The sequence below is a fragment of the Virgibacillus senegalensis genome, from assembly GCF_000821245.2.
Lineage (GTDB): Bacteria > Bacillota > Bacilli > Bacillales > Amphibacillaceae > Sediminibacillus > Sediminibacillus senegalensis.
This window is the reverse complement of the sequence record NZ_LN611425.1, coordinates 400,862-421,709: the sequence shown is the minus strand read 5'-3', so window position 1 is coordinate 421,709 and position 20,848 is coordinate 400,862. Positions and strand designations below refer to the sequence as shown.

Here is a 20,848-nt window from a genome sequence, read left to right as displayed (position 1 = left end):
CTATTCGTCCTCCTGAATAGAGAAAGGTACTGTATCGCCTTGTTCGTTGACGATTTTCTCCATTTGTTCTTCTACGCTTGTCAGCTTATCGCTGCAAAGTTTGGATAGTTTCATGCCTTCCTGATAATAATTGATCGCCTTTTCCAGAGGCACTTCCCCTTCTTCCAGCTTTTCCACAATTTCTTCAAGCTGTTTCATTGCTTCTTCAAAGCTTAACTCTTGCTCACTCATGTTTTCTCCTCCTCGATCCCCCATACCTGGCAGTCCAATGAGCCATCATAAAGCTTGACAGTTACTTGGTCCCCCGGCTGGACTTTCCTGGTAGAGGATAATACTTCGCCATTTTGCTGATAAGTGATGGAATAACCACGCTTCATTGTATTTAGTGGATTTAACAATGCAAGTTTGTCCAGGTTCTTTTGAAAACGATTTTGCCTCGCATGTACTTCATTGACAAAAGCACGATCCAATCTTTGACGTAGCTGAGTCAGCTCACGGCCGAGCAGTTGGGTCTGTGTTTGTGGATGTTTTTGAATCAACCGTTTTTGCAAATTCTGGAGACGATCCCGCTTGTTCGTGTATCTGGCGGTTACCCCTCTGCCTAAACGCTCAACATATTTATCGAGCTCCTGCTCTTTTTGTCGCAAAAGCTGGGCGGGATAACGAAATGCGTAAGCACGTTGTAATTGGTTGAGTCGCTCCTTCGCTTGGACAATCCGGTTTTTCAGTGCGCGGTCCAACGATCGATTGAGGGCGATAACACGCTCCTTTATTTCGACCTGAGACGGAACTGCGAGCTCGGCAGCGGCTGTAGGTGTAGCAGCCCGCATATCAGCTGCCATGTCACTGATTGTAAAGTCCGTTTCATGACCTACTGCGGAAATCACCGGTATAGCAGAAGCACGGATTGCCCTGGCTACTGTTTCTTCGTTGAAACTCCACAATTCCTCTATGGAACCGCCGCCTCGGCCCACAATCAATAGATCAAAACCTTCCAGTCGATTCGCCGTTTCGATAGCTTTGACGATGGATTCCGCGGACTGACTGCCTTGGACAAGTACCGGAAACAAAGTGGATTTTGCAATCGGAAAGCGTCTGGATAATGTGGTCATAATATCCCGCACTGCTGCCCCAGTAGGAGAGGTGATCACCCCGATCCTTTTCGGGTATGCGGGAATCGGTTGCTTGACGGATGGATCAAACAGCCCCTCAGCGCTCAACTTTTCCTTTAATTGCTCGAATGCCAGATAAAGGGCGCCGATTCCATCAGGCTCCATCTGAGTAATGTAAAGCTGGTATTGGCCCTGCGGCTCATAAACACTTAACTCTCCCTTTACCAGGACATTCATGCCATTTTCCGGTTTGAATTTCAGGGAACGGTTATTCCCGGCAAACATTACTGCCTGGATTCTGGATCGATCATCTTTTAATGTCAGGTACATATGTCCCCTGCTGTGATGCTTAAAGTTGGAAATTTCAGCTTTCAGCCACACATCTTTTAAATGCTTGTCCATTTCAAATTTGCGTTTAATGTATTTGGTCAGCGCTGTAACAGTTAAATATTTATCATTCATCGCAAAACACCTGCATTTTTAGGATATGCTTCCTCATGATAATCATTGATGATGCCGCTTTGCCGATTTAATCGTATTATGTAAAAGCATCGTGATTGTCATAGGACCTACCCCTCTAGGTACCGGAGTGATGTAAGAAGCCTTTTCGGCTGCGGCATCGAAGTCGACGTCTCCTGTCAGCTTGCCGTTTTCCATTCTGTTCACACCAACATCGATGACTACTGCTCCAGGTTTGATATCCTCCGCTTTGATGAAATGTTCTTTCCCTACGGCTACGATCAGGATATCAGCAGTTTGTGTAAACTGTCGCATATCTTTCGTTCTGGAATGACAATATGTCACCGTGGCATGTTCGTTCAAAAGCATTTGACCGACGGGTTTTCCTACAATATTGCTACGTCCTACTACGACAGCATGTTTGCCAGCTATTTCAATATTCTTTGACTTCAGCATCGTTAGGATGCCCAAAGGGGTGCAAGGATAGAATGTATCCTCACCGGTTAGCATACGACCGATATTAACCGGATGAAATCCATCCACATCTTTCTCGGGGCTGATTGCCTCAATTACAGCCTGTTCTTCAATATGTGCTGGTAGCGGCAATTGGACCAGGATACCATGGATATTTTCGTCATGGTTTAAATCCTCTATTAGATGAAGCAGCTCCTGTTGTGTCGTTGTTTCCGGTAATTTTATGAGGTTGGAATCGACTCCAACCTCGTCGGATGCTTTTTGCTTTCCTTTAACGTAAGACTGGGAAGCAGGATCATCTCCGATCAAAACCACTGTCAGTCCAGGTACGATTCCTTTTTTTGCAAGCTCTTTTACCTGGTCTTTCATTTCCAGCCGTAAGTCGGCAGCTAATTCCTTCCCGTAAATGATTTCAGCTCCCATTTTCATTTCCCCCTATTTTAGCAACTTCGATAATACTCCGTTAATGAATTTACCTGATTTCTCATCGCCATAACTATTGGCAAGCTCTACCGCTTCATTTATAGCCACGCTACTTGGTACATCCTCATTATAGAATAACTCATAAGCAGCAATTCTCAATAACGTTCGTTCCACGGAAGCAAGCCTGTTAAAAGTCCAATTTTCCAAGTTTTCATCTATTTTTTTGTCGATCTCCTGTTTATGTTCGATGACCCCATATACAAGATCGGTTAAGAAGGCATCTTCGACCGGTCCATCCATAACATGCTCAATTGCCTCTTTCGTTGGGATGTCGTTTACATCCATTTGAAAAAGGATTTGGAAAGATTTTTCACGTGCTGTTCGTCTTTTCATCGATTCATTCTCCTTTTATTACCAGTTCAAAAAGAAGAGTCGTCCTTTTCCTTTTTGAACATCTGTTCAAGCAATACCTGCTTCAAATGATAACATGTTACAGGATACAAAGCCATTTCCAGATAAATTTTACAGAAATCATGGAAAAATACAAGCAAGTTTTCTTGTAAAATTCCTACAATTAAAAACAAGGCCAGGAAGCAACTGCCCTTCCTAAGCCTTGTTTCTATACAACCAGTTAGATTGTGTCTTCTTCCGTTTCCTCTCGTTCGATTTGGACACCGACGATATGGATGTTTATTTCATCAATTTCAAGAGCTGTCATATTTCTCAATGCCTGGCGGATATTCGTCTGGATTTTTTGTGCCACTTCAGGGATTCTGGAACCATAGTCCAGCACAACAAAGACGTCAATCAAGACACCTTTGTCGGTAAGTTCGACTTTAATCCCTTTTCCGTGGGACTTTTTTCCAAATCGTTCGGCAACTCCGGATGCAAAATTGCCCCGCATAGCATAAACACCTTTGATTTCGGTAGTGGCGATTCCCGCGATTACCTCGATTACTTCCGGAGCAATTTCCACTTTCCCCAAATCAGACCCTTCGCTAACATTCAATAAAGAGTTTTCGTCCATTCCGTTCACTCCTTTTTATGCTATTCGTCTTCCATTATAGTATATTTCTCCAGGAACTTCGTATTAAAATCTCCATCAATAAATTGTGGATGTTCCATCATTCTTACATGGAAGGGAATAGTTGTATGGACGCCCTCGATCACAAATTCATCCAACGCCCGTCTCATTCTGTTAATTGCTTCCTGCCTGTCAGCTCCATAAACGATTAATTTGGCGATCATAGAGTCGTAGTATGGCGGAATGCTGTAGCCAGGATAAGCACCGGAATCAACTCTTACCCCCAGACCACCCGGGGCAAGATACATATCGATTTTTCCTGGGGAAGGCATAAAATCCTTGAACGGATTCTCAGCATTGATTCTGCATTCAATCGCCCAACCTTCAAACTCGATATCTTCCTGTGCAACCGATAAAGGCTGATCGTTGGCAATATTGATTTGTTCCTTTATCAAGTCGATTCCGCTTACCATTTCGGTTACCGGGTGCTCTACCTGAATACGCGTATTCATTTCCATGAAATAAAACGTTTCTTCCTTCTTATCAAAGATAAACTCGATTGTTCCCGCTCCCGAGTAGTCGACTGCTTTAGCCGCCTTGACTGCAGCGTCGCCCATTTTTTCCCTGATTTCAGGCGTGACCGCTGGAGAAGGGGATTCTTCAATCAGTTTTTGCAGGCGCCGTTGTATGGTACAGTCCCGCTCTCCGACATGAATAGCATTTCCATGATTATCGGCCAATACTTGGATTTCCACATGGCGGAAATCCTCGATGAATTTTTCTAAGTAAACACCGGGATTACCAAAAGCTTTTTCAGCCTCTTTTTGGGTGACTCGAATCCCTTTAACAAGCTCTTCTTCCGTTCTTGCTACACGGATTCCTTTTCCCCCACCGCCGGCGGTTGCTTTAATGATTACCGGATAGCCGATTTCTTTGGCTACTCGCTTTCCTTCTTCTTCATCGGCAATGATTCCATCCGATCCAGGGACAATTGGTACTCCGGCTGCTTTCATAGTTTCCCGAGCCACGTCTTTTGTACCCATCTTTTGAATGGCGTATGCACTTGGACCGATAAACGTTATATTGCAAGCTTTGCATATCTCAGCGAAATCTGCGTTCTCGGATAAAAATCCATATCCTGGATGAATAGCATCCACTTCGGTCGAAGTCGCTACACTCATAATGTTGGTGAAATTCAAATAGCTGTCTTTGCTGAGAATCGGACCAATACAATATGCTTCATCTGCAAGTTGCACATGCAGCGATTCTTTATCTCCTTCCGAATAAACTGCAACTGTTTCAATCCCGAGCTCTTTACATGCACGAATGACACGAACAGCAATTTCACCTCTGTTCGCAATCAATATTTTCTTAATCACATTGTCATCCCCTTACTAAGCCTTAACTCTGAATAATGGTTGTCCATATTCCACGAGTTGTCCGTTTTCCACGAGAACCTCGACGATTTCGCCGGATACATCCGCTTCGATTTCATTAAATAATTTCATCGCTTCTACGATGCAGACAACCGTATCTTTGTTAACCTTATCGCCTTTTTTCACGTATACGTCGCTTTCTGGGTCTGGTGAATTATAGAATGTACCAACCATCGGCGAAACGATTTCGTGATTGTAATCTGCAGCAGGTTGTTCTTGTGTTTGGGCTGCAGGCTCTTCTTTCACCGGTTCCTGAGGCTGAGCCTGGACAGCTGCAGGAGCTGCAACTTCCTGTGGAACAGACGGTTCGCTTATCACTGTTCTTTCCTGTATGACTTCTCCCGTCTGTTTTTTCATGGATACTTTGGTTCCATTCGATTCATAATCGAACTCGTCAATGGAAGATTGATCAATCAATTTAATTAATTCTCTAATTTCCTGTACTTTTAACATATAGTGGGGCACCCCTTTTATCACAATTTAACAACAGGTACTAATAACTCCTCTTAACATTTTACGAAAAGGAAAAGAAAACTTCAACTCTTCGCTAAGAAGTTAAGTTGTTTAGCCATTATACCCCGTTGTCTAATCCTTGTCTTCTATTGTACCATAATAGCGCTTTCATCCATGAAAATTAGATCGAGGGGAAGCTGCTCGGCATGTGATATAACCACCTTTAAAGACCTTTCTCCTCTGTCACCCTTTTCTATCAGAAAAAGCCGACTCACCCGGTTGATACCCGGGAAAATCGGCTTTTTTCAGAAGAGTCTGGACTTGTCCGTTTCTAGCTGGCAGGCTGGAATTTCACTTCGGTTGTCACTTCGCCAAACTCGTCTTTCACCAACTGGATAATATTGTTTGCTTCCGTTTTCGATAGCTCTTCTGCCTTGACGGTTACAACAACCTCGTTATCTTCAGATCGAACTAGGACGTCATCATACTGGTTTTCCGCCATGATTGTCTCTTCGATAATCGATTCTTTTTTAGCTGCTTCCTCAATTTGCTGCATTTCTTCATACGCAGCATTGATTTCTTCCGTTGAAGCAGTGCTTGATGCAACGGTCTCTTCTAATTCTTCCTTTTTAGCGCTTCGGTCATCCTGAATTTTCATTCTTATGGATGTAAACAGTTCGTCTACAGAAGATTCCGAGATTACAGAATCGCCTTCCTCCAGTAACTCTTCATTTTCCCCGTCAACCGTTTGTGTTCCTTCCCCCGAAGTTTCTTGGTCCTCTGTGCCATCATTATTTAAAAAGGCCAGTTCCTCACTATTCGGCGAACTCATATAATACACACTCAGCACAATCATTAAACTTAACATGGTCAATAACCAAACGGTTTGCTTTTTCAGCATTTCTATTCCTCCTTATTAATTTTTGGGCATAACGGAAATTCGGTGTGTCGGGACATCCAATACTCTGGATACTGCTTCGACGACCCATTGTTTAACCTGCATATGGTCTACTCCCTTGGCTACTACAAGGACCCCCCTTACATCTGGCTTTTTTGTATGGACAAGAAGTGGAACTTCTTTATCACCTTGCCTAACTAGTACTACTTCCTGCTCCCTTGTAGAGTCTTCAAGGGTTCGCTCTCCACCGTTTTGATCAGTTTCATCGGTTGTCTGTGTTCCGATGACTAAGTTTTTCTCGTAAACCTTTTGCTTGGTAGAATCCAGGTTTACCATGGTTTCCACCTCGGACACGCCTTGTATTTTTTCCAGGAGTGATGTCAGCTGGCTTTCATAGTTGCTTTCCAAGTCAGATATTTCCTCGTCCTTTTCAGCGGTTTGATCTTCTTTTTTTGCCAGAAATGTCTCCTGCTCCTTCGCCGTATTGCTGTCAGGAGTGGCAGATAGCATATTATCCTTGCCATCATCAGAGGAGGAGAATATCCCGCTGACGATAATCAGCAGTAGACCGACAAGTCCGACAATCAGCACATAAGCAAGCTTAGTAGGCTTGTTGTCATCTCCCTGTTTTAGCTTGATATGGGATAACAGATTTTTTAATGGATTGTTCACTCTATCCCTCCCTCCAGTCAATTGTTATCGTTTGATTTTCCAGCTCCCAAGCTTCAAATAAAAAGGTCTTGATCGGTCCGGTATCAGGCATCTCCTCCTGCACCTGTTCTTCGCCGATATCAATCACTACTTCTTTAATATCGCCTTCTGAGCCAGCTGCCATTTTCTGTTTACTTAAGAGGACATGAACCCCCTCTAAAGTCTCGAAGGACAGCTCTGATCCTTCCTTAAATTGAAAGGAAATGTCAGCAATTCCCACCTCATATTTTTCCTCCAACCTCTCTTCCACTTCATTTTTCATTTGGACAGCCATTTCTTCTAAAATATATGCACGTTGGGAGGCTTGTATTTCTTTTTTCTTTAAATCGATGGAATTTTCCATCTCCGCTTCCCGGCTTTCTGTATTAAAACCAAGGGAAGCTTTGGCCATCATCGTATCGATATCCATTTGAAAAAGCCGGAACAGCGGTTGTAAAAAGATCAGTATCAATATCAAACCGACTACTACCTTTATGTATTTCTTCATAGAAGAATTCGGCATGATTAAATCGACGACCATGGCTAACAGGAGAAACAAAATAATTTGGGTAACCCACTCTGTCAAAAAGTTCATCTACCATTCCTCCTGTTCACCGCAGCATCACCGTCAAATTGCTGGACGCCACCAGTATGACAATAGCCAGGAAAAACATGAAAGTGACGATCAACAGGGCAGCAAAAATGTATATGATATGTTTGCTGATGCTGTCCATACATTCGATGACGGGGCCATCACCAATTGGCTGCAGGAGAGCAGAGGCTAGCTTAAAAATCATGGCGATCACAAAAATTTTCACTGCCGGGAAAAGAGCAATCCCCAGTACGAGGATGACGCCGACTAATCCAATGGTATTTTTCAAAAGTAAGGAAGCGCTTAACACTGTATCGGCAGCATCGGTAAACATCCTCCCTACTACCGGGATGAAATTTCCGGTAACAAATTTTGCCGTTTTCAAGGCAATTCCATCCTGCACTGCAGTCGCTGCTCCCTGAACAGATATCACACCCAGGAAAGCGGTAAGAAATACCCCTAACAAACCGATCCCAATATTTTTCAAAAGATCTGCAAGCTGTGTCGCTTTATATTGTTCACTCAACGTACTGACTACCGATAATAAAGCGGATAAAAAAAATAGTGGCAAAACAATAACGGAAATCAGCAGGACGCTTATATGAATCAGAAAAACAACAGCAGGGTGAAAAAAAGATACTGCTGCCAGGCTGCCTAATGATGCCATCAACCCCAATAAAAGCGGGAGCAGGGCCACCATAAAATCGCTCATCAACTCTATCGAGTCCTTGGCATAAGAAGCAGCGGAATGAAAACTGTTCAATGCAAGGACAATCAGTACCAGGTAAACAATGGCATAAGCAATTTTGCTAATGTTGTTGTTTTCGAAGGAGGATTGCAATGTTTGTAAAATCACACAAAATAATGTCAGTAAAATCAGCATTCCCAGTAGTTTCCCGTTGATGATCACTTCATGGAACAAATATTGGAGGATTCCTTTCGCCCAATCCTTGAGCGATAGCGATTCCTGATTTTTGATGAAATCCATGAAAGTCGATTTTTCCAAACCGGGTAGATATCCGCCATATTCATCGACTACATGGTTCCAGTAGCTTTTTATTTCATCGAAAGAAATCGAATCGACGGTTTGTTCATTCAATTGTTCGAACTGACTTGGTTCCTCGACAGCAGCCTTGCCTTGGCTTGGAAGGATCATCACGGTTGTTATTGCTGCGGCTAATACAACGAGGATTTTAGTGAGTCGACGCATCAGTCTCATTCCCTCCCCTAATCCTTAAACAGGCAAGAATCCTAAAATGGTTTCAATCACAGCAGTCAAGATTGGTACTGCCAGGACTAGAATAAAAATCTTTCCGGCCAATTCAATTTTTGCTGCGATCGAGCCCAATCCTGCATCACGTGTAATATGAGCGCCAAAGTCTGCAACATAAGCAATGCCGATTATTTTTAGAATGGTTTCGATATAAATTCCATTGATATTTGCTTTTTGTCCGAGATTATTGATCAGTAAAAAAATTTCAGCAATATACTGGATGACGGCAAGAAAAATGATGATGCCAGTTATAAGAATTAACAGAAAGGCCATTGACGATTGTTGGTCTTTTAAGAGGATGTACAACAAGCTTGCCACGATACCCAAGCTAACGATTTGAAAGACTTCCATGGCTATCCCTGGAATAAAAACACAGATTTTATTTGATTAAACAAGTCGGCAATCTCATCGATCACGATGATCATGACGATGATAAATCCAACGACCGTGGCAAAATGAGCAATGTCTTCTTTTCCCATTTGTTTTAGAATCGTGTGAATCATGGCAACAATAATCCCTATACCTGCTATTTGAAATAGAACGGCAGCCTCACCTAGCATGTTCTGTTTGCTCCTTTCTTGTCTATATCAAGAGTAGGACGACTAACAAACCTGTTAAAAACCCCAGACTTTTCACCATTTTGCTATACTTCAGCTGCTGGTTCTTCGCTTCTTCCAATTCCCTGTCCAAGTGGGCCAGCGCCAACTGTATATGCTTTTGCTGTTGGGAAAAATCATGCTGCCCCAATGTCCTGCCAAATTGTTTCAAGATTTCTTTCTCATTGGCTTTTAAGGCGGCAAGCGGCCAAAATAAATCCAAGTTATGTTTCCAAATTTGAAAAAGATCGCTTGTATCGCCATTTAAATCTTTATGAACAGATTGAAAAAACAACGAAACTGGCTTTGGAAGCTGCTTCGCCAGCGTTTCACAAGCTTCACTCAACGGGGCTTGACTATATAATATTTCTGCTTCCAATATTTGCAATGCGCTTTTCCACTGGCGGATCTGCAGTGGTCGATCAGTCAATTTTTTTGAGAATTCAAAGCCTGCCCACGTGGTGGCGCAAAGCAGTAGAACCGCTCCTATCCACTTCATCTTGATTGCACCTCAGCTTCCTTACGACACGCTCTCCGCTTTCATTTAACATACATTTCAAAGCTCCTGGTGCAGATTTCCGCTCCAGAACGAGATACCGTTGAAAAGCTCTGCTTTCGAATAGCGGCAGGAGGGAAGGACGTTTTTTTAACTCATGGAGATGTTCGCCATGAATGGAACAAATAACTTTCACACCCGCATGCATTGCTTCCATCAATGCTTGTACATCTTGTGTGCTGCCAATTTCATCGACAAGTAAGATTTCCGGCGACATAGAACGGATCATCATCATCATACCTTCTGCCTTTGGACAAGCGTCCATGATATCGGTCCGGGGACCAAGGTTATGCTGGGGAATCCCATTTACACTACCGCCAATCTCAGAACGCTCATCGATCACTGCCGTTTTTCTGCCTGTGACTTGTCCCCATCCTGAAGACACCAGCCTTACAATATCTCTTAACATCGTGGTCTTCCCTGTTTGGGGCGGGCCAATGATCAAGGTGTTCAAGTAGTCTCCTTCAAAAAGAAAAGGGATGATTGCCTCTGCGGTTCCCTGCTTTTCTTTCGCAATCCGTATATTAAAGGAGGATATATCCTTTATGGCTTTTACAGAACCGTTAACTGTGTTCACTTTGCCAGAAAGACCGATCCGGTGACCGCCTTCAATCGTGATGAACCCCTCGCGCAATTCGTCTTCAAGACGATAGAGGGAAAATTGACTGATCTGGTTAAGGATATACATACCATCTTCTTTGAGTGGCGACAGTCCTTTGGTCCATTCATTGCCGCTGTCAAATATAAGTTCGATCGGCCTGGAAATCCTCACCCTTATCTCCTGGAGGCTTGTCCACCGGTGGCCGATAATCCCGGCAAGCCTTGTCCGGAAAGGTTCGGAGAACAACCTTAAAATTTCTTCCACACAACCACCTCGCTTCATAAGAGCAATAACAGAGCATATTGAAAGCAATCAGATTAACATTCACCCACTCGCTGTGCTTCTATAACCCCTATCAACAATGTATGCCAACCAACCCTAAATATGACAACCCAACCCAAGCTAAACGAAAGGGGACAGTCCCCAAAACACCCAACGACACCCTAGGCTGTTTTTTCGGGGACTGTCCCCGTGAACCTTGCTATAGTAATAAATCCGTATAGATAACAAGTAATGGGGTCAGACCTTCATCGGGTGAAATTACATCAGAGTATCCGGCTAAATCCGCTACAGACCAAGGATTTCATGCATATTACCCTTTCCAGCCAATCGATTCTGGGAAGGTTTGATTTAAAATCTCGCGTTTTGGGGTCAGTCCCCGGATTGGTTTGTCATCTCTTTTGGAGGATAACTGCCGGCTAGGAGGGACTGACCCCCTCCTCGACCCCCTCCTCCTTCTTTAAAAACAAAAAAGCCAGTCAGCATTTGTTTGATGCTGACTGGCTTTTGATCCTTTTATTATTCGCTTCACAGGATTAAGCGCGCGAGACGTATTTACCGTCGGCGGTGTTGATGATTAGTACATCTCCCTCATTGATAAAGAAAGGCACTTGGACGCTTATTCCTGTCTCCAGGATCGCCGGCTTTGTACCACCGCTTGCCGTATCTCCTTTAATACCTGGTTCTGTTTCTACTACTTTCAATTCTACGTTATTAGGAAGCTCGACCCCTAAAGTCTCCCCTCCATATGTCATGATATTGACTTCCATGTTTTCCCGAAGGAATTTCAATTCGTATTCGATTTGGCTAGCCTGAAGCTCCAATTGCTCATAGGTATTCGTATCCATGAACGTATGCGCATCACCAGAAGCGTAAAGATACTGCATTTTTTTGTTCTCGATATGGGCTCTGCTAACTTTCTCACCAGCCCGGAACGTTTTCTCCTGGATATTTCCGTTACGTAGATTACGAAGCTTAGAGCGGACAAAAGCTGCCCCTTTTCCTGGCTTTACATGCTGGAAGTCCAATACTTGCCAGATACCATTATCCACTTCAATTGTTAATCCTGTACGAAAGTCGTTTACTGAAATCATCTTATTTCCTCCTTCATTCTCTTAACTATAAGGTTATCAGTTCTTTCGGTGCGAAGCTAAGAGATTCATTTCCATCCTTGGTTACCACTGTATCATCTTCAATACGGCAGCCGCCCACATTCGGAACGTAAATTCCTGGTTCGACTGTTACGACCATTCCCTCTTCCAGGACCTGATCGGCACGATAGGACAACATCGGTCCTTCATGGACATCTAGTCCGATTCCATGTCCGGTCGAATGCCCGAAATACTTGCCGTATCCTTTTTCTTCAATATGATCTCTTGTTAACGCGTCTGCTTCCTTACCGGTAATACCGGCTTTTATTCCTTCCATTCCTTTTAACTGAGCCTCTAAAACGGTGTTGTAAATAGTTTTTAATTCTTCGCTGATATTTCCTACAGCTACGGTGCGGGTAATATCGGAAACATATCCTTGGTAGAGGGCTCCAAAATCAAGGGTAACAAGCTCTCCTGACTGGATTTCCTTCTCAGAAGCTACTCCGTGTGGCAGTGCAGACCGCACCCCAGATGCAACGATAATGTCAAAGCTTGAAGAGGTAGCTCCCTGCTTCCTCATAAAAAACTCAAGTTCATTCGACACATCGATTTCCTTCACGCCAGGTTTGATAAAAGTCAAAATATGTTCGAACGCAGCATCTGCTATTTGGGCCGCGGCTTTGATAGTAGACAATTCTTCCTCCGACTTTATCAATCGGAGCTTTTCCACCAAGCCGCTGGTAGGAACGAGTTCTGCTTCCGTCACATTGCGATACTGCTCGTACAGGCCATATGTCATATCACCTTTTTCAAAACCCAGTGTCCTGCAGCCCATTTTTTTCACTCGTTCGGCAACTTCCTGATGAATCGGCTGCTTATGCTCGATGATATCAAACCCTTTCACCTGTTCGCTTGCCTGTTCCGTATAACGGAAGTCGGTGATAAACAAAGCTTTCTCGGCACTTACTAGGACTACACCCGCCGTTCCGGTAAAACCGGATATGTATCTACGGTTTTTTTCACTCGTAATCAACAATGCATCCAAATTTTGATCCTTTAACTCCTGTCTAATTTTGTCCAGTTTCCCCATCCTCATCACCCTTCCTTATTTTCTTCCAGGAATGCTAACGCTGCTAGACGATAGCCAGCCGTGCCCAAACCGACGACTTGCCCTCTGCAAACCGGCGCAAGCATGGAAGTATGCCGGAACGTTTCCCTTTGGTGGATATTGGAAATATGCACTTCGATAACCGGTACCTTCATACCACTTATGGCATCCCGGATAGCGATACTGGTATGCGTATATGCACCTGGATTAAAAACGATCCCCTGGTATGTATCTTCAGCTTCCTGTAAACAATCAATCAGTTCCCCTTCGTGATTTGATTGAAAAGTATCCATCTCCCAACCATAGGCGGCTGTAATTTCTTTTAATTCCGCATGGATATCCTCTAGCGTAGCCGCACCATAAATGGAAGGTTCCCGTTTACCGAGCCGGTTTAGATTCGGACCGTTCATCACTAGTAATCGTTTCATTGCAGCTTCCCCATCCCTTTACCTTAAATACTGATACAACACCTTTCAGTTTACCATAATTAACTATCCTTTGAATAATTTTTTCCTTCGACTCTTTGGGCATCTTGATAATTATAGGATATCGAATACCCGATAAAAGTACCATACAGCAAAAATAGACAGATGGTCGTCACAACTGTATCACTGTCCAGCCTTGTCATTTTAGGGATATTTGGGAAAATCGGCTGCAGTAAGTAAAATACCAAAAACCATAAAGCCACCCCAAAAATAGCACTTGGCCAGATTCCTTCTACTGATTTCATGAAAAAGTAAAAAATTGCTGCTGTCCCGATCGACAACAGACCAATAATGAATATGGAAATCAACTCACCAAGCCAGCTATCGACCCACGCCACTGGCAGCCAAGACCGAAGAATAAACGTTGCCGGTGAATAGGAAGTAAAATTGAAAAAGGAAGCAATAAAACCAATGAAACTCCAAAACACGCCTCCGAAAAAACCAGTAAACAAAGCTTTTCTAAAAAACGTTACGGATTTTTCCTGTTTATTTTGTTCCAGCTTTTCATTATCCTTACTCATAAAGCACACCACCTTCTTTATAAGAATGACCAATTACTGCGAATTTCATCCACAGATTTCTTTTGTGTCCCTTTTGAAATAAGCGCTAGTTATCTAAATCTTTTTTTAGTAAAATAAAGATAGCGCTTTTTCGCCTATCATGCTAAAAGGCAGTCAAAAATCCTTTCCATTTAACGAAAATCCTGATGAATAATTTAAGAGAACCGGGGGAAGAATTCAATTAAGTACTTCCCGTAATGTTGAAACTTGTATGCCGGAAAGCAAACCCAATTGGATCTAAATCTCACTTTTAGGGAAACGTTATTAATGATGTTTGCTATCGTTCTAATTCGATGATCTGCTCCCTGTTTATTCCACAGCTAATTTTATTGACGCGAATCTATTTTTTTAGATGGGAAATTCCGACTAAGATGATAAAAAACGTTAGAACAGTGGTATACAAGGTAGTAAGAGAACTCGAAATGGTTATTTTGCCGGTGAAAGGAGGATTTGATTACATGACTCGCAGTAAGACGTCTATTCTTATTTATTTTCTGATCGGCCTCGCTATACTCGGGTTTGCTACCCAACTGTTTACCAATACCAGTGGATTGTTAATGAACTTGGTCATGATGGTAGCCGTCGGTGCCGCATTATACGGGGTTGTTTATTATTTTTTCATTCGGAAGCGTACATCTAATGAATTGAAAAAGTACAAAAAAGCGGTAAAACAATCGAAAATGAAGTACAAAGGGGACGATGCAGCCAGCAAAAAAACATTCTCACAGGCAGCAAAAAAGCACGCCCCACTTTTAAAACAAAAAAAGAATACGCGTGCCCGCGCCACCCATTTGCGGGTGATTGACGGAAATAAGCACAAACGTAAAAATCGAGCTTCTCTGTAAGCTCGATTTTTTGTGTAGACGTTATCATCATACTCTCACAAGTAGACAATCGGACATGCTAATCCCTACCAAAACATAAAGGAATTTTAGAGGAATCGTGCGTTTATCAGCTAATTGTCGATATAAAAGTCCATGTGTGGCATGGCTTCTTTATAATAAGCCAATCGGTCTTCAAGCGTTCCCGTATGAAATTCAAACTTATGACCATCCGGATCTGTAAAATAAATCGAGGATTTATCCCGTGGATCCCTGCGCCGTCCTTTCAGGACCGACACTTGGAGTTTTTCTAACTTTTGACACGCCTGTTCAAAATCCGTCTCCTCTATCGAGAAGGCGATATGTGTGTAGGACCGATGAATCTCCTTCCGCGGAATATCCTTTTCAACATTGAGCGCTAGCCACAACCCATCCAAATCCAAGTAAGCCGTATTCCGGCCTTTTACAAGGAGTTTTGCCTCAAATACCTGCTGATAAAAATCAATCGATCTCTCGAGATCCGAAACAGAGAATAGCAAATGATTGATTCCTTGCAAATTCATGTTTTTTATTCTCTCCTTTTAAGGTGAAATGACATAAAAAAGAAGCATTAAACCAATGGATCTAATACTTCCTGTTTTAACTAGTTTATTGATCTTCTGCCTTTTGATGAATAGCTTCCAGTTCCTTCACTCTATCGGCATCCTCTTCAAAAAATTGAACGAGATCCCCGATGCGATCAATCGAATTCCAGCTTAAGTGATGCTCAATTCCTTCCACATCCTGATAAATATTTTCCTTATTCACACCGATAAGCTCAAGAAACCGCTCCAGTAATTCATGCCGGTATACTAACCGTTTGCCGACTTTTTTTCCTTTTGCTGTCAAAATAAGCCCACGATATTTTTCATAATTCAAGTACTCATCTTTATCCAGTTTCTGAACCATTTTAGTGACGGAGGATGGATGAACATGAAGTGCTTCCGCTATATCGGAAACCCTTGCATATCCTTTCGATTCAATCAGAAGATAAATTTGCTCGATATAGTCTTCCATACTTGGTGTTGGCATAATAATCCTCCATTCGCTTCTTCAATCCAACTATTCCTTCTACGTAAAAGCATACAACAGTTTGTACGCGCAGACAAGCTGACATCCATGGCATTGCTTCTCCAAACCGATAAAATCGACTATAGGAAAGGGCGGCCATTTTGTAGCTTTAAAATAAAGTTTGGCTTAAAATACCTCACAAACAAACGCCTTAAAATCAAAGAACCCATTTTGAAAAAGGATTGATCAAAACGGATTCCATATTTGTAGATTAGGGCACAACTTTTATAAAAAAGGTTTGGGTAATTCCTGAGTTCCATGCTTTCAAGTAAAGTGACCGATTGCTGAATTAAGTTATTGAGGTAAAGCTCTCATAGTTTACGTGAAGTAATTCACAAACTTTATAGGAAGGATAAACACGGCAGGATACCTTTTATTCCAATAGCTCTTTTTGCTTAAAGATTTGTATGGTCGAGACGAGTATGACGATGATGATAGCAATCGTTGTAATAAAAGCCAGTAAGAAACTAGTATCTAGTTCTCCTGACAATAAGACCTGCCCTGTGTGCTCCGTTATCATAGCCGGACTCCATTTCATATGCTTTCCTAGAATGGATGTAACCGTCGAAATGCTAAAGACCACAAAAATTGTAACAAAAGCGACACTGCCATTTCCTTTCAATATCGTACTAAAAAAGAGCGTCAATGTAACAACAAAAACTAACCAAATGCTGTAAATCACCCCACTTTGAAAAATGCGCTCAAAAGCGACTGCTTCAATGAGTAAACTCGTATAATACCAAGAAGCTACATATCCGATAAACAATGAAATGACTGTGATTGTAAGTAACCCTGCCCATTTCGATAATATATACGCGGAATAAAGAACTGGTTTAATCATGACCATGCCTGCTACGCCACTCTGTCTTTCTGCGGAAACGACACCCATTGCGCTCAAAACAAGAATAAGTACACCAAGCATCCCATAATTGGATAGAACATTCATCAATACTTCTTCCCCTGTGGGAGTAGGCATTTCAAAGATTGTACCTTCTGGAAGACCGCCAAAAGTGTCCAAAATTTCCGGCATATAATACGAACTAACCGGCTGCATGACTCCTAGTAAAATAAAGACAATTGGAATCCATAAAATTTTATAATTTCGCACCATTTCCATCATTTCTTTTCGATAAAGAACAGTCCATTGTGTCATACCTTCACCACCTTCAAAAATAAATCTTCTAATGTTGTTTGAGAAATCTCGAATTTACGAATCGGAAGTTTTCTTTCCACGATATCTTTTAATAATGTTTGCTTCCCATTTACGATATCTTTTAATACGATGCTGGTTTTATTACCTTGAATGTTCACTTCCGATACAAAGCTATAACTCGCTACACGGTTTAGCCAATCGGCAGCCTGTGATTCTAATTCAATTTGTAAAATCGGTTGTCGATATGCTTCCCTTACACTAGCCAGGCTACCTGATATCGCAATTTCCCCGGCATGCATGATAAGGATGTCGTCACTTATTTCTTCTGCATCGTGAAGGACATGGGTGGAGAATAGAATGGTTGTTTCCTCCTTAATCTCTCTCATCATGTCCAACACTTCCCGTCTCCCAAGTGGATCTAGTGCTGAAACAGGCTCATCTAAAATAAGTAATTTCGGACGATGAATTAGTGCCTGCGCCAATCCGAGGCGCTGCTTCATTCCACCAGAATACCCTCCTATTCTTCTTTTCTTCGCATTTGTCAGACCCACTCGTTCAAGTAATTCTTCACCTCTTTTTTCTGCTTCTTTACGATTCAGCTTTGCCAATTGTCCTGCAAAAACAAGAAACTCCTTTCCGCTCATCCAATTAAAGAAAGCAGGATATTGAGGTAAATACCCAATAAACGGCCTTAAATCCTTTGCTTTTTCCCCTTTAAAATCAATACTGCCTGAAGTCGGCTCCAACAATCCGGACAGCATTTTTAACGTCGTTGTTTTTCCTGCTCCATTTGGTCCAAGTAATGAAACGCACCTGCCTTCTTCAATATGAAAATTAATTCCTTTAACAGCATTCGTATTTCCAAATCTTTTTACTAAATCGCTTGCCTTTAATAACTCCATTAATCATTTCTCCTTCCAACAATGAAATAAAGCACCGGTCCTATTAAGTTGATAAAGAGAATAATAAGGATCCACAACCATTTTGGTCCGTTCGTTTTTTCTTCTCTAATACAAGAAACTAACGCGGTAATCATAAGAAGTAATTGTAAGACAAGAATTGGCGCAATCGCTCCCCAAGGGATTTCATTTAACAGTTCATTCATTTTTTCTCCTCCAAATTGTTTATTTATCCGTAATACGATTATGTTCACCTAATTGTTCACTCACGAAAAAATAAATCAGAAAGGTCTCAGGAGTTTGATCCCGAGACCTTTCTTTTAAATATTTTTCTTGCAAAAATGAGATAGATAATAAGATACGTCGGAAATTGAATAAGGCCTAAAAAGCCCCATAGCCAAGCATTGTGTCCCCTCTTGCGTGCATCCCAAAACATCCATGAGCTCTGGCAAATCAGAATGAATGCAATCACGACCCATAACCAAAGCGGTGTGCTACTTAGTTCGTTTGAATTCATTCATTACGGACCTTCTTTCTCGTATTGTGAAGAGCTAAAGGGACTAAGAGAATCCCCACAAGCTGAAAATAAAGAAAAAGAATTGGCTGATGATAAACGACAGCAATCACAACTGAAAGCACAAATACTGCAACAGAGATAAACGTGAGGAGGTCTTTCCATTGTTTTTTTCGTATTCTTTTTTTCTCCAATTCAACATTCTGTTGAAACCATTGTAAGTTTGGAGTAGATACCGGATTCCATTGATCCAGTTTTTCTAAACCATCTATTAATTGCTCAACCGTTAATTCATCTTCATCATCCTGCATAGAATTACTATTTTTAGAGTCATACTCCTTCATGTTCAGCCAACTCCTTTCGTACACTTTTCAGACCATTTGAAACTCGGGATTTTACAGTTCCTTCTGCGATACCCATCATTTTTCCAATTTCCTCATACGAATATCCGTAATAATGCTTTAACACGATTGGCATACGTATTTCTTCCTTCATTTGAGCAAGCACATCGAGTACATCTGTCCATTCTTCGTTCCTATTGGCTGCATTCCATTTCATTTTTCGGAGCGCTTGTTCCTGCTCCAGCCAATTTTTCTCCCGCTTCTTTCTACGCTGTTGATCGATGAAAAGGTTCGTTGCGATTGTGATAAGCCATGAGGAAAACTTGGATTCACCATTATACAGTTGGATTTTTTCAATACACTTCATCATCGTCTCTTGTGTTAAATCTTCTGCAATTTGTGGATGAAGGGTAACTTTCATTAAATACTTTACAAGGAACGAGTAATTCTGTTGTAGCAGTTTCGAAAGCGCCAATGTATCTCCTTTTTTCGCTTTTCGAATTAAAGCCTTTTCATCCATGTGATCTACTCCATAACATAATAATCTATATGTAATACGTCTAATGGGGAAAAATCGTTCATTTTCAAAATAAAAAATACAACAAAAACGTATAGCCGCCTATTAGTATTTATTACGTTTCCATGAACGGTATATAATTGTAGTTCATTCTGCGAGTTCAGAATACTTGTTTATTCCTTTCATACGAGTTGGACGACCTGACGTCTTGAATAATCAACTATCGTTTATTATTTGAACCTTGCCCGGAGCCACCTGCCTTCTTTAATCGGTTCTCTGTCAAATGTGGTGGTACGATTTTTCTTCCACCCTCTCTTTATCGAAAGGCTCATTCTAAAAACAGCTATTTTTACACAGACCGCAGAGGAAATAAACTCGCTTTCCGCGGACTTACGCCCGAACCTCCTCGCAAAGTCCGCTGTGGGGTCTCGGCCGCCCGTTTTTCCGCAGGAGTCTCGCTTATTTCCTCTGCTAAACTATTTCGCTCTACAGAGCCTTTTTAACCGCTTGCTGCCATAAAATTTTATGCTTTAATCGTTCAACGTGAATCTCGTTTTAAAACCTTTATCGTATTGTTTATTCCCTCGATATACCCATTATGAAATGGATACATGAACGACTGTAAAATCTCTTGTTTCCAACGCATGAACGTTTTTCTTACACGGCGAAATGCCTCTATGTTTGAAGCACGCATCCGTTTAAACATTCTTCCAGCCCTTTTCCGGCTGTCTTCTCATCACTTGTCTTAAACCATTGTTTTCTCTTTACAGAACGGGCACTTTTGTTGCCTTTGTCTTGTGTAAAGCTCTACTCTTAAGGCGCTCCTTCTTCCTCTATATTCCATACATCTACTTGTTTATCTTTAATCCCCAGTCAAAGAGAGAGAATGAGTGTATTTTTTTGCACACTGCAGGAACACCCATCACAACAGGGGACACCACCACATTCTGTATAGAGCGCTTTAATCTACTTATCAATTTTAGGTCTTTTTGACATAAAAAACACCCCCTTTAGATAATTTTATCCAAAGGGGTATAACAGTGCATCTTTTTTTATAAACGGTATGGCTTTACTTCAAAACCACAATATGCCTTTCTTCGTTTCCTTATAGTCCACATTTCAGCTGTGCATTGCAATTCGTACAAGTGTTACATCCGCCAATGTCCTCAACTGTCCCCTTACGGCAGACAGGGCAGGTATCACCGACTTCCGAACCAATCGTCACGTCGGTCTTTTCCAATTCATGGATGGTATCCATCAAGACGACATGAGGCTTGTTGTCTGCTGGTTCTTCCTGCTGGTTGTCTCCCTCGTCAAAGTCGTTTTCTTCCGCTTTCAAGGAAAGCACCTGGGTGTCACGGCTTCCGTCTACATAGACAGTTC

The 20,848-nt window shown here is 42.0% G+C and carries 27 protein-coding genes and 2 pseudogenes; 1 reads left to right on the top strand and 28 read right to left on the bottom strand.

Annotated features, from left to right (window positions below; all coding sequences use genetic code 11):
• The 19 genes from BN1067_RS12835 to BN1067_RS12745 all read right to left on the bottom strand — a co-directional run bounded on the left by BN1067_RS12835 (position 1) and on the right by BN1067_RS12745 (position 14,071).
• Positions 1-231 (bottom strand): exodeoxyribonuclease VII small subunit, encoded by a 231-nt coding sequence (locus BN1067_RS12835; RefSeq protein WP_053219257.1) that lies wholly within the window; start codon positions 229-231, stop codon positions 1-3.
• Positions 228-1,574 carry an exodeoxyribonuclease VII large subunit gene (gene xseA / locus BN1067_RS12830; protein WP_053219256.1) on the bottom strand — a complete coding sequence of 449 codons (1,347 nt, stop codon included), beginning with the start codon at positions 1,572-1,574 and terminating at the stop codon, positions 228-230. The genes BN1067_RS12835 and xseA overlap by 4 nt, the downstream gene beginning before the upstream one ends.
• A gap of 42 nt (positions 1,575-1,616) precedes the next feature.
• Positions 1,617-2,468, bottom strand: coding sequence for a bifunctional methylenetetrahydrofolate dehydrogenase/methenyltetrahydrofolate cyclohydrolase FolD (gene folD, locus BN1067_RS12825; protein ID WP_053219255.1), 852 nt, complete (start codon positions 2,466-2,468; stop codon positions 1,617-1,619).
• 12 nt (positions 2,469-2,480) lie between these two features.
• Positions 2,481-2,861, bottom strand: a complete 381-nt coding sequence (gene nusB, locus BN1067_RS12820) for a transcription antitermination factor NusB (RefSeq protein ID WP_053219254.1) — start codon at positions 2,859-2,861, stop codon at positions 2,481-2,483.
• Between the two features lie 238 nt (positions 2,862-3,099).
• Positions 3,100-3,495, bottom strand: coding sequence for an Asp23/Gls24 family envelope stress response protein (locus BN1067_RS12815; protein WP_053219253.1), 396 nt, complete (start codon positions 3,493-3,495; stop codon positions 3,100-3,102).
• 20 nt (positions 3,496-3,515) lie between these two features.
• Complete coding sequence (accC, locus tag BN1067_RS12810) at positions 3,516-4,871, bottom strand: acetyl-CoA carboxylase biotin carboxylase subunit (protein ID WP_053219252.1); 1,356 nt, start codon at positions 4,869-4,871, stop codon at positions 3,516-3,518.
• A 15-nt stretch (positions 4,872-4,886) separates the two neighbouring features.
• Positions 4,887-5,381, bottom strand: a complete 495-nt coding sequence (gene accB / locus BN1067_RS12805; protein WP_053219251.1) for an acetyl-CoA carboxylase biotin carboxyl carrier protein — start codon at positions 5,379-5,381, stop codon at positions 4,887-4,889.
• A 331-nt stretch (positions 5,382-5,712) separates the two neighbouring features.
• Positions 5,713-6,282 carry a SpoIIIAH-like family protein gene (locus tag BN1067_RS12800; protein ID WP_053219250.1) on the bottom strand — a complete coding sequence of 190 codons (570 nt, stop codon included), beginning with the start codon at positions 6,280-6,282 and terminating at the stop codon, positions 5,713-5,715.
• Between the two features lie 15 nt (positions 6,283-6,297).
• Positions 6,298-6,951, bottom strand: coding sequence for a stage III sporulation protein AG (gene spoIIIAG, locus BN1067_RS12795; protein ID WP_053219249.1), 654 nt, complete (start codon positions 6,949-6,951; stop codon positions 6,298-6,300).
• 1 nt (position 6,952) lies between these two features.
• Complete coding sequence (gene spoIIIAF, locus BN1067_RS12790; RefSeq protein ID WP_053219248.1) at positions 6,953-7,564, bottom strand: stage III sporulation protein AF; 612 nt, start codon at positions 7,562-7,564, stop codon at positions 6,953-6,955.
• A 16-nt stretch (positions 7,565-7,580) separates the two neighbouring features.
• Positions 7,581-8,780: a stage III sporulation protein AE gene (spoIIIAE, locus tag BN1067_RS12785; RefSeq protein ID WP_407701370.1), complete on the bottom strand. Its 1,200-nt coding sequence runs from the start codon at positions 8,778-8,780 to the stop codon at positions 7,581-7,583.
• A gap of 15 nt (positions 8,781-8,795) precedes the next feature.
• A complete protein-coding gene (spoIIIAD, locus tag BN1067_RS12780; protein ID WP_053219246.1) occupies positions 8,796-9,185 on the bottom strand; it encodes a stage III sporulation protein AD in 390 nt (129 codons plus the stop codon).
• Positions 9,186-9,187: 2 nt separating this feature from the next.
• Positions 9,188-9,394 carry a stage III sporulation protein AC gene (gene spoIIIAC / locus BN1067_RS12775; protein ID WP_026569980.1) on the bottom strand — a complete coding sequence of 69 codons (207 nt, stop codon included), beginning with the start codon at positions 9,392-9,394 and terminating at the stop codon, positions 9,188-9,190.
• 22 nt (positions 9,395-9,416) lie between these two features.
• The gene (spoIIIAB, locus tag BN1067_RS12770; protein WP_053219245.1) at positions 9,417-9,929 is read right to left on the bottom strand and encodes a stage III sporulation protein SpoIIIAB; all 513 of its coding nucleotides are present in this window, start codon (positions 9,927-9,929) and stop codon (positions 9,417-9,419) included.
• On the bottom strand, positions 9,874-10,851 hold the full coding sequence (gene spoIIIAA, locus BN1067_RS12765) for a stage III sporulation protein AA (RefSeq protein WP_053219244.1): 978 nt from the start codon (positions 10,849-10,851) through the stop codon (positions 9,874-9,876). The genes spoIIIAB and spoIIIAA overlap by 56 nt, the downstream gene beginning before the upstream one ends.
• 551 nt (positions 10,852-11,402) lie before the next feature.
• Complete coding sequence (efp, locus tag BN1067_RS12760) at positions 11,403-11,960, bottom strand: elongation factor P (RefSeq protein WP_053219243.1); 558 nt, start codon at positions 11,958-11,960, stop codon at positions 11,403-11,405.
• Positions 11,961-11,985: 25 nt separating this feature from the next.
• Entirely contained in the window at positions 11,986-13,047 is a 1,062-nt protein-coding gene (locus BN1067_RS12755; protein ID WP_053219242.1) for a M24 family metallopeptidase, read from the bottom strand.
• 5 nt (positions 13,048-13,052) lie between these two features.
• The gene (gene aroQ / locus BN1067_RS12750) at positions 13,053-13,493 is read right to left on the bottom strand and encodes a type II 3-dehydroquinate dehydratase (RefSeq protein ID WP_053219241.1); all 441 of its coding nucleotides are present in this window, start codon (positions 13,491-13,493) and stop codon (positions 13,053-13,055) included.
• Between the two features lie 59 nt (positions 13,494-13,552).
• A complete protein-coding gene (locus BN1067_RS12745) occupies positions 13,553-14,071 on the bottom strand; it encodes a YqhR family membrane protein (protein ID WP_053219240.1) in 519 nt (172 codons plus the stop codon).
• A gap of 410 nt (positions 14,072-14,481) precedes the next feature.
• Between BN1067_RS12745 and BN1067_RS12740 the strand changes: the two genes are divergently transcribed.
• Positions 14,482-14,955 carry an SA1362 family protein gene (locus BN1067_RS12740; RefSeq protein WP_234400697.1) on the top strand — a complete coding sequence of 158 codons (474 nt, stop codon included), beginning with the start codon at positions 14,482-14,484 and terminating at the stop codon, positions 14,953-14,955.
• Between the two features lie 110 nt (positions 14,956-15,065).
• On the opposite strand, the gene fosB is transcribed toward BN1067_RS12740, so the two are convergent.
• The 9 genes and pseudogenes from fosB to BN1067_RS12690 form a co-directional block, all read right to left on the bottom strand.
• On the bottom strand, positions 15,066-15,494 hold the full coding sequence (gene fosB / locus BN1067_RS12735) for a metallothiol transferase FosB (RefSeq protein ID WP_053219238.1): 429 nt from the start codon (positions 15,492-15,494) through the stop codon (positions 15,066-15,068).
• An 85-nt stretch (positions 15,495-15,579) separates the two neighbouring features.
• Positions 15,580-16,002, bottom strand: coding sequence for a transcriptional regulator MntR (gene mntR, locus BN1067_RS12730; RefSeq protein WP_053219237.1), 423 nt, complete (start codon positions 16,000-16,002; stop codon positions 15,580-15,582).
• Between the two features lie 412 nt (positions 16,003-16,414).
• Complete coding sequence (locus BN1067_RS12725) at positions 16,415-17,194, bottom strand: ABC transporter permease (RefSeq protein ID WP_053219236.1); 780 nt, start codon at positions 17,192-17,194, stop codon at positions 16,415-16,417.
• Positions 17,191-18,096: an ABC transporter ATP-binding protein gene (locus BN1067_RS12720; protein WP_053219235.1), complete on the bottom strand. Its 906-nt coding sequence runs from the start codon at positions 18,094-18,096 to the stop codon at positions 17,191-17,193. The genes BN1067_RS12725 and BN1067_RS12720 overlap by 4 nt, the downstream gene beginning before the upstream one ends.
• The gene (locus BN1067_RS12715; RefSeq protein WP_053219234.1) at positions 18,096-18,299 is read right to left on the bottom strand and encodes a PLDc N-terminal domain-containing protein; all 204 of its coding nucleotides are present in this window, start codon (positions 18,297-18,299) and stop codon (positions 18,096-18,098) included. Before BN1067_RS12715 ends, BN1067_RS12720 begins: the two co-directional genes overlap by 1 nt.
• 307 nt (positions 18,300-18,606) lie before the next feature.
• Positions 18,607-18,951 (bottom strand): YxlC family protein, encoded by a 345-nt coding sequence (locus BN1067_RS12705; RefSeq protein ID WP_053219232.1) that lies wholly within the window; start codon positions 18,949-18,951, stop codon positions 18,607-18,609.
• Complete coding sequence (gene sigY, locus BN1067_RS12700) at positions 18,938-19,468, bottom strand: RNA polymerase sigma factor SigY (protein WP_053219231.1); 531 nt, start codon at positions 19,466-19,468, stop codon at positions 18,938-18,940. Before sigY ends, BN1067_RS12705 begins: the two co-directional genes overlap by 14 nt.
• A 483-nt stretch (positions 19,469-19,951) precedes the next feature.
• Positions 19,952-20,224: pseudogene (locus tag BN1067_RS20730) on the bottom strand (transposase); the annotation flags it as partial.
• A 346-nt stretch (positions 20,225-20,570) separates the two neighbouring features.
• Positions 20,571-20,848 (bottom strand): annotated as a pseudogene (locus BN1067_RS12690) (vitamin B12-dependent ribonucleotide reductase); the annotation flags it as partial.